The organism is Streptomyces dangxiongensis, from assembly GCF_003675325.1.
Taxonomy (GTDB): Bacteria; Actinomycetota; Actinomycetes; order Streptomycetales; family Streptomycetaceae; genus Streptomyces; species Streptomyces dangxiongensis.
The window spans coordinates 4,933,706-4,946,272 of the sequence record NZ_CP033073.1 but is presented as its reverse complement, the minus strand read 5'-3'; the positions used below and the strand labels follow the sequence as shown (position 1 = coordinate 4,946,272).

The 12,567-nt window shown below is 74.4% G+C and carries 13 protein-coding genes and 2 tRNA genes; 5 read left to right on the top strand and 10 right to left on the bottom strand.

Translation table 11 applies throughout. The features are described 5' to 3' along the window. Positions 1-10 precede the first annotated feature (10 nt). Positions 11-84, top strand: a tRNA-Lys gene (locus tag D9753_RS22250). 64 nt (positions 85-148) lie between these two features. Here the strand turns inward: D9753_RS22250 and D9753_RS22245 are convergent. From D9753_RS22245 to D9753_RS22230, 4 genes are all read right to left on the bottom strand, one after another. After that, a complete protein-coding gene (locus tag D9753_RS22245; protein WP_121788585.1) occupies positions 149-613 on the bottom strand; it encodes a DUF3592 domain-containing protein in 465 nt (154 codons plus the stop codon). Between the two features lie 118 nt (positions 614-731). Further along, positions 732-1,337 carry a lytic polysaccharide monooxygenase auxiliary activity family 9 protein gene (locus tag D9753_RS22240; protein WP_121788584.1) on the bottom strand — a complete coding sequence of 202 codons (606 nt, stop codon included), beginning with the start codon at positions 1,335-1,337 and terminating at the stop codon, positions 732-734. Positions 1,338-1,449: 112 nt separating this feature from the next. Then, complete coding sequence (locus D9753_RS22235) at positions 1,450-2,586, bottom strand: SPFH domain-containing protein (RefSeq protein ID WP_121788583.1); 1,137 nt, start codon at positions 2,584-2,586, stop codon at positions 1,450-1,452. A 237-nt stretch (positions 2,587-2,823) separates the two neighbouring features. Further along, positions 2,824-3,951: a peptidoglycan-binding protein gene (locus D9753_RS22230; RefSeq protein WP_121788582.1), complete on the bottom strand. Its 1,128-nt coding sequence runs from the start codon at positions 3,949-3,951 to the stop codon at positions 2,824-2,826. A gap of 185 nt (positions 3,952-4,136) precedes the next feature. On the opposite strand from D9753_RS22230, the gene D9753_RS22225 reads away from it, so the two are divergent. Both D9753_RS22225 and D9753_RS22220 read left to right on the top strand, forming a co-directional pair. After that, positions 4,137-4,210, top strand: a tRNA-Lys gene (locus D9753_RS22225). Between the two features lie 72 nt (positions 4,211-4,282). Continuing rightward, complete coding sequence (locus D9753_RS22220) at positions 4,283-4,972, top strand: FadR/GntR family transcriptional regulator (RefSeq protein ID WP_121788581.1); 690 nt, start codon at positions 4,283-4,285, stop codon at positions 4,970-4,972. Between the two features lie 5 nt (positions 4,973-4,977). On the opposite strand, the gene D9753_RS22215 is transcribed toward D9753_RS22220, so the two are convergent. The 5 genes from D9753_RS22215 to D9753_RS22195 form a co-directional block, all read right to left on the bottom strand. Continuing rightward, entirely contained in the window at positions 4,978-5,649 is a 672-nt protein-coding gene (locus tag D9753_RS22215; protein ID WP_121788580.1) for a class F sortase, read from the bottom strand. An 8-nt stretch (positions 5,650-5,657) separates the two neighbouring features. After that, positions 5,658-6,212, bottom strand: coding sequence for a hypothetical protein (locus D9753_RS22210; RefSeq protein ID WP_163010759.1), 555 nt, complete (start codon positions 6,210-6,212; stop codon positions 5,658-5,660). Positions 6,213-6,350: 138 nt separating this feature from the next. Further along, positions 6,351-7,130 (bottom strand): HAD-IIA family hydrolase, encoded by a 780-nt coding sequence (locus D9753_RS22205; protein WP_121788579.1) that lies wholly within the window; start codon positions 7,128-7,130, stop codon positions 6,351-6,353. Positions 7,131-7,610: 480 nt separating this feature from the next. Continuing rightward, complete coding sequence (locus D9753_RS39070; protein ID WP_338057987.1) at positions 7,611-8,357, bottom strand: hypothetical protein; 747 nt, start codon at positions 8,355-8,357, stop codon at positions 7,611-7,613. A gap of 518 nt (positions 8,358-8,875) precedes the next feature. Next, positions 8,876-10,039: an ROK family transcriptional regulator gene (locus D9753_RS22195; protein ID WP_121788578.1), complete on the bottom strand. Its 1,164-nt coding sequence runs from the start codon at positions 10,037-10,039 to the stop codon at positions 8,876-8,878. Between the two features lie 48 nt (positions 10,040-10,087). On the opposite strand from D9753_RS22195, the gene D9753_RS22190 reads away from it, so the two are divergent. Beyond that, positions 10,088-11,161, top strand: a complete 1,074-nt coding sequence (locus D9753_RS22190) for a Gfo/Idh/MocA family protein (RefSeq protein ID WP_121788577.1) — start codon at positions 10,088-10,090, stop codon at positions 11,159-11,161. After that, positions 11,161-11,649, top strand: a complete 489-nt coding sequence (locus D9753_RS22185; protein ID WP_121788576.1) for a heme-degrading domain-containing protein — start codon at positions 11,161-11,163, stop codon at positions 11,647-11,649. Before D9753_RS22190 ends, D9753_RS22185 begins: the two co-directional genes overlap by 1 nt. A 10-nt stretch (positions 11,650-11,659) precedes the next feature. On the opposite strand, the gene D9753_RS22180 is transcribed toward D9753_RS22185, so the two are convergent. Further along, positions 11,660-12,517, bottom strand: a complete 858-nt coding sequence (locus tag D9753_RS22180) for a fumarylacetoacetate hydrolase family protein (protein WP_121788575.1) — start codon at positions 12,515-12,517, stop codon at positions 11,660-11,662. Between the last annotated feature and the right edge of the window lie 50 nt (positions 12,518-12,567).

The window sequence follows — 12,567 nt, the reverse complement described above, 5'->3', positions numbered from 1 at the left end:
CGGGAGTCATGCGCCGCTAGCTCAGTTGGTTAGAGCAGCTGACTCTTAATCAGCGGGTCCGGGGTTCGAGTCCCTGGCGGCGCACACGGATGAAGGGCCCCTCGCTCGCGCGAGGGGCCCTTCGCCGTTTCCGGCGGCCCCCGGAGGGCTACGGCATCAGGCCCTCCGACTCGGCGAAGATCGTGTGGGCGAGGACCATGAAGCCGACGCAGATGGTGGCGGCCACGCCGAGGAAGGCCAGCAGGCAGCCGGTGCCGGCGGCGAGCCTGCCGGGCTCGGGCGGCAGCGCGGTGGCCCGCTCGGGGGAGTCCGGCAGGTAGCGGACGGTCGTGAAGTCGCCCTCCAGGACGGTCGCGGGGCCGTCCTTCTCGGCGAAGCGGACCGTGCGCCCCTCACGGGTGGTGAACTCGTAGACGTGGTGCAGGGTGGTGCGCACGGAGGTGTCCCCGCCACCGCCGCCGGTCGTCGTGTACATGCGCAGGCAGCGCGCCTCGGCCGTCATGCCGTTCGCCCACGTCCTGTTGATGCGCCGGGCGCGGGCCACCAGGCGGTACGCGGCGAGCGCGAAGGCCGCGAGCATCACGCTCGGCACGGCGTAGAAGAACAATTGCATGAGGATCCCCCGAGGTCGGTACGCCGTTTCGGTCGATCGGCGTGGCCGGAACCTATCCGACCGGCCGGTCCGCCGACCTCAGGGGAAGCTCAGTTTCCGGATCGTTCCGGAACGTGGATCAGAAGGTGACGTCCGAGCAGGCGTAGAAGGCGTTGCCGGTGTCGGCGACCGTCCACACCGCGAGGATGACGTGGTGACCGCTCAGCCCGGTCGGCAGGGTGCCGCTGTGGCTGAGGGTGGCCGGCGGGCGCTGGCCGTTGTACGGCACCGTCAGGAACGGGGTGAGGTTCAGGTCCGAGCGGGTGAGGGCGTGGCTCTGGTTCCAGCCCGGCCTGGTGACGTAGTACTTGAAGTCGGTCGTGGCGTGCATGGCCGTGAACTGCCAGCGGAAGGTGTAGGACTGACCGCCCGTCACTCTCGTGGTCGGCCAGGCCGCGCCGGACGGCGTGGTGGGCGCGCTGAGCTGGGAGAACTGGCCCTGTCCCGCGTTGCAGAGCTGGCCGTCGGCGGGTCCGGCGGCCGGGAAGCCCTTGGGGCCCTCGACGCTCTGCGGCTCCCACTGGATCTGGCCGCAGTTCGCCACGGTGCCGTTCTGACAGAGCTTCTGCCTGCTGATGGGCAGGTCGGTGTAGCCGTGCCCGCTGGCGCCGCCGGTGGAGAGCGCGAAGGCTCCGGCGGTCACCGCGCCCAGCACGACTGCGGACAACTTGGTCTTGGTGCGCATGCTGCCGCTCCTGGAGAACGTGGGGAGTTCGGTGAGCTGGTGCAGGTAGGTCTAGACCAAGTCTCAGGTTATTGCCGACAGTTGAACATGTCCATACCAATCGGCGATTGCGCTAGACCGGTTCCCCGCGCCCCGAGCAGAACGCCACCGTCAGATCACGGACCAGCACCTTGCGCTCGTAGTCGTCGAGTTCGACCAGCCCGCGCACGGTCAGCCGGGTGACCGTGTCCTCCACCGAGTCCACCACCGAGTTGAGCATGCTGGCCCGCTGCCGGGCGTCCAGCGCGGCGATCCGGCGCCGGTGCATCGCGGGAGCGACCTCGGGGGCGTACTCCACCCGGACCGGCTGCACCGAGAACACCTCCACGCCCACCGGCGCCGTCTCCGCCGCCACCAGCCGGGTCAGCGCGTCCCCGGCCGCCGTCGCCCCGCCCCGCGTCCCACCCGCCGGCTCCACCGGCACCCGGGCCAGCGCCGCCTCCACGCACTCGCGCAGATAACCCTCGTGGTCCTCGACACCGAGCAGGGCCCGCGCGGTGTCCCGCACCCGCCACACCACCAGCACGACCACCCGCAGGGCCATCCCGTCGGGATCCGCCGCCGCCATCGCCTCGCTGCGCCAGTGCCGCAGCCGCACGTCCATCCGGCGGCGCCGCACCAGCGGGTTCACCCAGAGCAGCCCGGTGCGCCGGACCGTCCCCCGGTAGCGGCCGAACAGGCCGAGCACCCAGGCCCGCCCGGTCCGGCACCGGGTCAGCCCGCCGAAACCGAACGCGCCGAGCGCCCCGGCCCCGGCGTACGCCGCCCACTGCGCCGGGCCGAGACCCGCGCCCGCGTACGCCGGCAGGCGCAACGCCTCCGACGCCTGCGGCGGCAGCAGGCCCGCCCACCAGGCCGCGGTCAGGCACCCGGTGAGCCCGCACACTCCGGCGAGCACCCCGGCCGCCCCGGGCAGCACCCGCGCCGGGCGCTCCACCAACTCCGGGTCGACCTCCACCTGGGGCCGCCTGCGCACCGGGGCCGGGCGGCCCTGGCGGGGCTGTTCGCCGGTGCCCTGCCGGCGGGCCACCACGGCCGGCCTCAGCGGCGCCCGCACCGGGTCGGGATCGTCCCGGAAGAGCAGATGGACGGGGATCTCGGTGGTCGCCTCGTTCTGGATGAGGCGGGCGGGCCGGGTGACGGGACCCACGGCGCCGCCGTCCGGATACCCCTCGGACTCGGGTGGTGTGTGCGATGTGGTGGTACTCATGCGAGCCTCCAGCCTCCGCGCCAGATGCGTCATGAACGGGGGAACGGGTCTTACGCGTGTCGTTACGTGGGGGGGATCGGGGGGTGTTGGTGCAGGGGGGTGCAGGGGGGTTGGTGCAGGGGGGGTAGTGCCCGGGGGATGTGGTGCCGGGGTGTGGGTGCCGGGGGGGTGTGGGTGCCGGGGATTCAGGGCGCGGGGCGCGGGGCGCGGGGTGCGGGGGTGCGGGGTGCGGGGTGATCAGGCGAACAGGCGGCGCCAGGTGTCGGGGCCCGGGTAGCCGTCCGCCGGGCCGCCCCGCCGGCCCTGGGCGCGCTGGAAGGCCGCCACGGCCCGCCGGTCCGCGTCGCCCCAGTGCGGACCCGGACCCAGCGGGTAGAACCGGCCGAACCCCTTCCGCACCAGTTGCACGCCCAGCCGGGTGACATGGTCGTTGGCCGCACCCGGCCGGAACCAGCGCCCGCCGGGATATCCGGGCGCCCGTCGCCGGGCCGGTCCGGGCGTCCCGGCCCCGACGTCCTCGCCCTCGCCGGTGGCGAGCAGCTCCCAGGCGGCCGGGCCGGGCAGCCCGTCGGCGTCGGCGCCCGTCCAGCCCTGGGCCCGCTGGAACGCCTGGGTGGCCTGCCGGTCCGCGTCGCCCCAGACCGGCCCCGGGCCGTCGGCGTAGTAGGCGCCGGCGCCCCGTGCGGTCAGCATCCGGCCGAGCAGGGTGACGTACGCGTTGTCGGCGCCCGGCCCGAAGGAGGCCGCGCCCGGATAGGCCGCCGGTGTCGTCGTGCCGGCCGGCGTCGCTCCGGCCGTGCGCTGGGGGTCGTCCGGGTTGTGGTGGAGCAGGATGTCGCCGGGCCGGAGTTCCTCTCTGGTGATCCGCACGCCGAACCGGCCGAGGCTTCCCGTCCACTCGTTGCCCGGCAGGCCCCAGGCCATGGAGACGTAGCCCGAGCAGTCCTGCCGGTAACCGTCGGGCCAGTAGGCGTCCATGCCGTACGGCACCCGCGCGGCCACCCAGGTCCTGGCCCGGTTGACGATCTCGGTCCGGGTGGTGGCCGGGACGGGAGCGGCGGTGGACCCCGAAGGGGGTCGCGCCGCCGGTCCGTGCAGCGGGGACCTGGTGCCCTGCGGGGTGCCGGGCTCGCCGTCGCCGGGCAGGGCCTGCCGGTGCGGGGGGTGGCCGGGGGTGAGGGCGGCGGCCGGGGGGACCGCGCCGAGGGCGGCGGACGCGGCGGCCACGACCACGACCCCACGGGCCGCCGGGTGACCGCCGAGGCGGGCGGGCCGCGGGCGGGAGTCCGTCCGCCGCCGCAGGACGCAGCCGGGGCAGTCGCAGTCGCTCGCCGGGTCCACGTCCTCGAACACCGGAGCGGTCATGCGATCCGCCTCACATCCAGGAGTGATATGTCCGCATGTGTGCACGTTGATCAGTTTTCCAACTGTCGCCGGGACGCGCATGTTGACGGTCCGAATGATGTACGCCGCCCCACGGCCGGCCGCACCGCCCGCGCGGGTGGTGCGGAGCACGCCGGCAGGTCGGGTAAAGTTCTCTTCGTCAGCAGGCGCCGCTAGCTCAGTTGGTTAGAGCAGCTGACTCTTAATCAGCGGGTCCGGGGTTCGAGTCCCTGGCGGCGCACCGACCGGAAAGGCCCCTCGCGCGAGCGGGGGGCCTTCCGCATGCCCCACAATGGCCGGATACCCTCTCGCCATGGCAGCCCGGGACCTTCAGGAACGGATCAAGAAACTGATCGTGGACCAGCGGCTGCCCTCGGGTGCGCCGCTGCCCACCGAGCCCGAGCTGATGCGGCTCCTCGGGGTGAGCCGGAACTCGGTGCGCGAAGCCCTGAAGGCGCTCCAGGCCGTCGGCATCGTGGAGATCCGGCACGGGTTCGGGACGTACGTCGGCGCGATGTCGTTCGCGCCGATGATCGAGGGGCTGGCCTTCCGGACCGTCGCCGGGCACCGCCGCGGCGAGGACTCCCTGCTCCAGTTGCTCGAACTGCGCGAGGCCGTCGAGACGGGACTGGTGTCGCGGCTCGCCGGGCGGCTGCCGGAGGCGGACCTGGCGGCACTGGACGCGCTCGTGGACCGCATGGACCGGGAGGCCGCCGAGGGGGCGGGCCTCGCCGAGACCGACCGCGCCTTTCACGCCACTCTCTACCGGGGGCTGGACAACGTGCTGCTGGGCGAGGTGCTGGAGGCGTTCTGGGACGCCTTCCACCGGGTGCAGCGGGACCTGGTGGACCTGCCGCAGGACCCGCGGGTCACCTGCCGCCAGCACCGGGAGATCCTCGACGCGGTGCGCTCCGGCGACTCCCTGCGGGCCGAACGGGCCATACGGGACCACTTCGGCAACATCCGCACCCGCCTGTCCCTGGTGGCCGCCGCCAACCGGTAGAAGCTTCAGCGGCCGGCGGCGGTGAGATAGGCGGAGACCACCACGTTCGCCGTGTAGCTGCCGCTGGCCCGGTCGAAGGAGCCGCCGCAGGTGATCAGGCGCAGTTCGGCGCGGCCGGGCTCGCGGGGGCCGTAGGCCTGCCGGGCGTCGAAGCCCTCACGGGGCAGCACCCGGATGTCGTCGATGGTGAACTCGGCGACCCTGCCGTCCGCGCGGACCACGCGGACCGTCCCGCCCGCCTTCAGGGTGCTGAGCCGGTAGAAGACGGCGGGACGGGTCCGGGTGTCGACGTGGCCGACCAGCAGGGCCACGCCCCGGGCGCCGGGCGTGGCACCGGCGCCGTACCAGCCGACCACGCCCGGCTGGGCGTAGGGCGGCGGGTCCACGGCACCGCGGGCGTCCAGGCCACGGGCCACCACCGGGGCCTGGACGCCGATCCGGGGGATGTCGAGGCGCTGCGGCGACGCGGCGCGCAGGGGGGTCACCGCGGGCGGCAGCCGGGCCGGGCCGGCGGGACGGCCGAGGCCGGAGACGTCACCCGTGGCGGGGCCGTCCGCGCTGTGCGGCACGCCCGTCACCCCGCGCCCCCACAGCCACAGCCCGAACAGCAGCACCGCCCAGGCCAGTCCGGTGACGAGCCGCCCGGCGTTGGTGGTGCGCCCGTGGTCGTCGCCCATCGCGGGACTCAACGCGTACCGCGGCTCCGGCGGGCCCGGAGCCCGACGGCGACCGCGGCGATGCCGGCGAGCGCCAGACCGGTGGCCGCCTGCGCGGTGCCGGGCCCGGAGCCGCTGGTGGCCACCGTGGCGAAGTGCGCGGTGCCACCGCCGCCCGCGGGGACCGGGGCGACGGGGGAGGCGGCCGCGTCGGGCAGCCGGACGGACTCCTGGCGTCGGCCGGCTCCCGTCCGCGCCACCGTGATCCTGCCGGTGATCGCGTAATCGGCGCAGGTGATGCGTACGTCGTAGGCGCCGGGCTCGATGGAGGTGCGGACCCGGGTCTCGCCGGACAGGCTCCCCTGGGCACCGGCCAGCCGGGCGTCGGCGACGAAGGCGGCCGAGGCGGCGGTGCCCTGCCGGCCCGTGCAGCCGCTGACCCGCAGGGTGACGTCGGCGCCCGGTGCCGGGGAGGCAGGGGTCACGGAGACCGAGCCGGCGTCCGCCGCGACGGCGTGGGCCGCCGGGGCGAGCGCGGTCACGGCCAGGAATCCGGTGCAGAGAGTGAGGCGTAGTGAGCCCATCGTGAACCTCCAGTCACCAAGGAGGCTCCCCCGCGCCGGACGCCCACGCATCCCAGGAGGGCGCCCCGCTGCTCCGAACGGGTGAGGCCGGGTTTCGGCCGGCCGGGCCGGGGCGGGCCAGGGCTTGCGGGCCGTGCCTCAGACCAGGTCGACGAGGTCCGCGATGGAGTCCACGACCTGGGAGGGGCGGAACGGGTAGCGGTCCACGTCGTCCGGCCGGGTCACTCCGCTGAGTACCAGGAACGTCCGCATCCCGGCCTCCAGGCCGGCGAGCACGTCGGTGTCCATCCGGTCACCGATCATCGCGGACGTCTCCGAGTGCGCGCCGATCGCGTTCAGCCCGGCCCGCATCATCAGGGGGTTCGGCTTGCCCACGAAGTACGGCTTCTTGCCCGTCGCGGCGGTGATCAGCGCGGCGACCGAGCCGGTGGCCGGCAGGTCGCCCTCGACGGAGGGGCCCACGTTGTCGGGGTTGGTCGCGATGAACCGGGCGCCGTTGTTGATGAGGCGGACGGCCTTCGTCAGGGCCTCGAAGGAGTAGGTGCGGGTCTCGCCGAGGATCACGAAGTCGGGTTCGTGGTCGGTGAGGATGTAGCCGATGTCGTGCAGGGCGGTGGTCAGACCGGCCTCGCCGATGACATAGGCGCTGCCGGCGGGCCGCTGGTCGTTCAGGAACTGGGCGGTCGCCAGCGCCGAGGTCCAGATGTTCTCCACCGGCACGTCCAGGCCCATGCGGCGCAGCCGCGCGTGCAGGTCACGGGCGGTGTAGATGGAGTTGTTGGTGAGCACCAGGAAGGGCCGGCCGGACTCGCGAAGCCGCTTCAGGAAGGCCTCGGCACCGGGGATCGGCACCCCCTCGTGGATCAGGACGCCGTCCATGTCGGTGAGCCATGACTCGATGGGCTTGCGGTCTGCCATGTTGAGCGTCTCCAGACGTACGTACGGGCGAGAAGCGGGGGCGCCGGAACCACGGCGTACCGACGCCCCCAGCCTAGTCAGCCTGGCGTGATCCGTACCCTGCCGATCACCGGGCAGCGGGTCCTGGGGCGGTGAGGCTCGGGCGGTGGGGCCCTTGCGGTGGGGCGAGACCGTGGGGCCCGGACGATGGGGCCCTTGCGGTGGGTCGATGACCGTAGGGCCCGGGCCGTAGAGCCCCGACAGGGGAGCCCGGACAGTGGGTCGATGACCGTGGGAGTCGCGGCTGTCGCCGCACCGGGGGGCGGGGCCGGCGCCGCGTCCGGCCGACGGGGCGCGCGTCAGTGAACCCGGCAGTCACCGGAGCAGGCGCGGCCGGCGCCCGCTCGGCTTGGCCTGCCCCGCCGTCGAGAGGCCGCACCCGCCCACGGCCTCCCCGGGTCCTGTCGACCCCTCGCCGGATTCCCGCGTCCACGGTGGTCCTCAGCGGCGGCGGCCACGCACCAGCAGGAACGCGACGACGCCCACGCCGAACAGCGCCGTGACGGCCACGAGCAGCCCTCGGGCCAGCGCCGGCCCGGTACGCGCCAGCTCGCGCGCCCGTTCTCCGGCCTCCTGGGCTTCCTCGGCCACCTGGGCCACCTGCGTCTCACCTGCCTGCTGGGCCTCCTCCGCCTGCTGGGCCTCCTCCGCCTGCTGGGCCTCCTCCGTCTGCTGGGCCTGCTCCGTCTGCTCGGCCTCCTCCGTCTGCTGGGCCTGCTCGGCCTCCTCTTCCGCCTGAGTCTCCCGGGCGGAGGGCGGGGAGGAAGGCGGCGTGGCGGTGCCGGTGGGGCTGGCCTGGGCGCTGCCGGACGGCGTGACCGTCGCCTCCCCGGTGCCCTGCGCGTCCTCCTCGCCCCCGCCGATCGAGAAGCGGTAGGTGTTGGACTCCCCCACCCAGTCCCCGTCCTCCCCCCGGCGCTGCACGGCGGCGGCGTTGGCGGTGACCTGGCCGGCCTGCGCGTCGGAGGTGAGCGCGAGGCGGACCCGGACGCTGACGGTGCCTCCTGGGGGCACGGTGAACCCGTCGAACCCGGCGCCGTCGAGGACGCCGACCAGTTCATGCGCGTCGGTGCTCTCGAAGGTGACCGGCCGGACGCGGGAACCCTCGTAGAAGTCGAGCTGGGACTGCTCCGGCCGCAGGGCACGCCGGTCGTCGGCCAGGGACGACGACCGGGTGGATACGGGCACAGGCTCGGTGGGTGGTGTTGGTCAGGTCGATGTACCAGGTGCCGTATCCGCCGCCCGCCTCGTAGGCGTCGGGGCCGCCGCGGATCCGGGTGGCCAGCGGGAAGTTCCGCGCGTCGGTGCCGGCGCAGGAGGGGGCCGCGTCGGCGAAGGCGGCGTCCGGCGACACGGGCACGACGACGGTGGCGGTGGCGGCGCCTGTGGCGAGGCAGAGGGACAGGGGCGTGCGCAGTCGCATGAACACATGACCATGCCGGGCGGGGTGGGGGGTTCGGTGCCGCCACTCCGGGGTGGGGGCCGAATCCGCTCGATCAGCGGAGCGAGTTGCGTCGACGGGACGGGAGGGTTGCCGACCGTTTTCGGCCTCGGGTGCGTCATGGCTGGTCGCGCCGTTCCCCGCGCCGCTGGGGGGCTGGCGTGGGCGTATCCCGCGTGGGCACTGGAGTTGGGGCGCGCGGCGGTGGCCACCGGCCGTGGGGGCGCCGGGCTGGGCCCCCACGGAGTGGGCTCGTGTCGCTCGGTCAGGCCTCTCCTCGGCCGAACAAGGGAGCCAGCAGCAGTTGGGCCGCTCCCTCGGCCACCGCCCGCTCGCCGCGCGGAGCGACCCGCACCGGTACGCCCCCGGTGGGCGTCCCCTCCCGTCGGGCCCGTGCCTCCAGCACCTCGCCCACTCCCCGTACGTACGCCTCGGGCGCGCCCGCGACCGTACGGCCCCCGAGCAGCACCACGTCGATGTCCAGCAGTCCCACCAGGTTGCCCGCCGCCACCCCCAGGACGCGTGCCGCCTCGGCCACCTCCCCCCGCGCCGCCGCCCGCAGGCACAGCACCTCGACGCACCCCCGGTTGCCGCACTCGCACGGCGGCCCGTCAAGCTGGATCACCTGGTGTCCGAACTCCCCGGCCCCGGTCCGCGCCCCCCGGTGCACGCTCCCGCCGATCACCAGCCCGGCACCGAGTCCCGTGCCGAGGTGCAGATAGGCGAAGGAGTCACCCGCGGCGCCCTGCTCCTTCCCGACCGCCAGTCCGAGCGCGGCGGCGTTGGTGTCCTTGTCCACGACCACCGGCACCCCCAGCCGCGCGGCGAGCGCGTCCCGCAGCGGGAAGCCGTCCCACTCGGGGAACCCGGTGACCCGGTGCAGTACCCCGCGCGTATGGTCCAGCGGACCGGGCAGCGCGACCCCCACCCCCAGCAACGATCCGACCCCGGCAAGCCCTCCGTCGTCGGGCGCCGCGCCGCCCAGCCTCTCCGCCGCCAGCCCCTCGACCGCCCCGTACACCGCGTCCAGTACGGCCGGCGCGCCCGCGCCCAGGTCCAGTTCGGCCCGGCGTTCCCCCACCACCGTGCCGTCCAGGTCGGCCAGTACCACCCGCAGCTCGTCACGGTCCAGGTGTACGCCCACCGCGTGCCCCGCCTCCGGTACCAGCCGCAGCACGGTCCGCGGCTTGCCGCCGGTCGACGCGCGCCGTCCGGCCTCCGCGGCGAGGCCCGCCTCCCGCAGCCGCGCGGTGATCTTGCTGACGGCCTGCGGGGTGAGTCCGGTGCGCTCGGCCAGTTCCAGGCGGCTGATGCCCCCCGCCCCTGCGTCCCGCAGCAGCCCGAGCACCAGCGCGGCGTTGTGGTTGCGCACCGCGCCCAGATTCGCTCCCGCCGGTCCGCCGTTCCTCGTCCTGTTCACGCGACCCATTGTCCCCGCCGCTTGCACTTTGGCAACAGTGTTGCCAAAGTGGGAGTCATGACTACTGCCCCCCTCCGCGTCGGCCTGATCGGCTACGGCCTCGCCGGCTCCGTCTTCCACGCCCCGTTGATCGCCGCCACCGAGGGCCTCGCCCTGGACACGGTGGTCACCTCCCAGCCGGAGCGGCAGCAGCAGGCCCGCGCCGAGTTCCCGGACGTCCGGCTCGCCGCCACCTCCGACGAGCTGTTCGACCGCGCCGGCGAGCTGGACCTGATCGTCGTCGCCTCCCCGAACAAGACGCACGTACCGCTGGCCACGGCCGCGCTCGAGGCGGGCCTGCCGGTGGTCGTGGACAAGCCGGTCGCCGGTACGGCGGCGGAGGCCCGCGGCCTCGCCGCCCTCGCCGACGAGCGCGGCCTGCTGCTGTCGGTCTTCCAGAACCGCCGCTGGGACAACGACTTCCTGACCTTGCGCGCACTGCTGGCCGACGGCGAACTCGGCGACGCCTGGCGCTTCGAGTCCCGTTTCGAGCGCTGGCGCCCCCGGCCCAAGGGCGGCTGGCGCGAGTCCGGCGACCCGGCGGAGATCGGCGGCCTGCTCTACGACCTCGGCAGCCACGTCGTCGACCAGGCCCTGGTCCTCTTCGGCCCGGTCACCGAGGTCTACGCCGAGACGGACGTCCGCCGTCCCGGCGCCGAGGCCGACGACGACACCTTCCTCGCGCTCACCCACGCGAGCGGCGTCCGCTCCCACCTCCACGTCTCCGCGACGACCGCCCAGCTAGGCCCCCGTTTCCGGGTGCTCGGTTCCCGTGCGGGGTACGTCAAGTACGGCCTGGACCCGCAGGAGGCGGCCCTGCGCGAAGGCAGCCGTCCGGGCAGCACCCCCGACTGGGGCGCGGAGGACGAGGCCCTGTGGGGCCGGGTCGGTTCCGGGGAGTCCCCGCTGACCGGCGGCGGCACCCCCGTGCCGACGCTCCCCGGCGACTACCCCGCCTACTACGCGGCCGTCGCCGCCGCCGTGACCGGCGCCGGCCCCAACCCGGTGACGGCCCTGGAGGCCGCCGCCGCGCTCGACGTACTGGAAGCGGCCCGCAGGTCCGCCCGCGACAAGGTGACGGTGACCCTCTGATGACCCAGCCCCGGACCACCCCCGACACCACCCCGAGCCCGGAGGAGCTGGAGGCGCAGGAACGCCGCCTGGTCTTCCGCCGGTTCACGCACGATGACGCCTGGGCGCTCGGCTCGCTCCTGGTGGAGCTGGCGCGGGAGCGCCGCGCACCGGTCGCCATCGACATCCACCGCGCCGGCCAGCAGCTCTTCCACGCGGCGCTGCCGGGCTCCACGCCCGACAACGACGCCTGGATCGCCCGCAAGCGCCGGGTCGTGGAGCGCTACGGCGCTTCCTCCTACCTGGTCGGGACCCGCTTCCGCGCCAAGGGCACGACGTTCGAGGATTCCTCCCGCCTGGACCCCGACACGTACGCGGCGCACGGCGGTTCCTTCCCGGTCCGGGTCGAGGACGTGGGTGTCATCGGCGCGGTGACGGTCTCGGGCCTGCCCCAACTCCAGGACCACCGGCTGGTGGTGGAGGCCCTGGAGAAGTTCCTGTCCGTCTGACCGTGGGGGCTCAGGCGTCCTTGAGTTCCTGCCGCTGCCGCCCGAGCCCCTCGATCTCCAACTCCACGACGTCCCCGGCCCGCAGATACGGCTTGGGCTCGGGTCGGCCCATGGCCACCCCGGCCGGTGTCCCCGTGCTGACGACGTCTCCGGGGTACAGCGTCATGAACCGGCTGAGGTAGCGCACGACCTCGCCCACCGGGAAGATCTGTTCGGCCGTCGTGCCGTCCTGCTGCACCTCTCCGTTCACCCACAGCCTCAGGGGCAGTCGCTGCGGGTCCGGCACCTCGTCGGCCGTCACCAGCCACGGGCCCAGGGGGTTGAACGTCTCGCAGTTCTTGCCCTTGTCCCAGGTCCCGCCCCGCTCGATCTGGTACTCCCGCTCGGAGACGTCGTGCGCCACCGCGTACCCGGCGACGTGCGCGAGCCCCTCCTCCGCCGTCTCCAGGTAGCGGGCCGTACGGCCGATGACGACCGCGAGTTCGACCTCCCAGTCGGTCTTCACCGAGCCGCGCGGCACCAGCACGGTGTCGTGCGGCCCGACGACCGTGTCCGGCGCCTTGAGGAACACCACCGGCTCGGGCGGCGGTTCGGCGCCGATCTCGCGGGCGTGGTCGTGGTAGTTGAGCCCGATGCAGACGATCTTCCCGATGCGGCCGACCGGGGGCCCGATCCGCAGTCCGGTCGCGTCGAGCGCGGGCAGCTCACCGGCCTCGGCCGCCGACCGCACCCGGCCGAGCGCGGTGTCGTCGGCGAGGAGCGCGCCGTCGATGTCGTCCACGAGGCCGGACAGGTCCCTGAGGGTCCCCCGGGCGTCGAGCAGCGCGGGGCGCTCGGCCCCTGCGGTACCGACTCGCAGCAGCTTCATGGTCACAATCTCCCTCGATCGCGGGCGCCCGGCCGGCGGGTGCGGCCGCC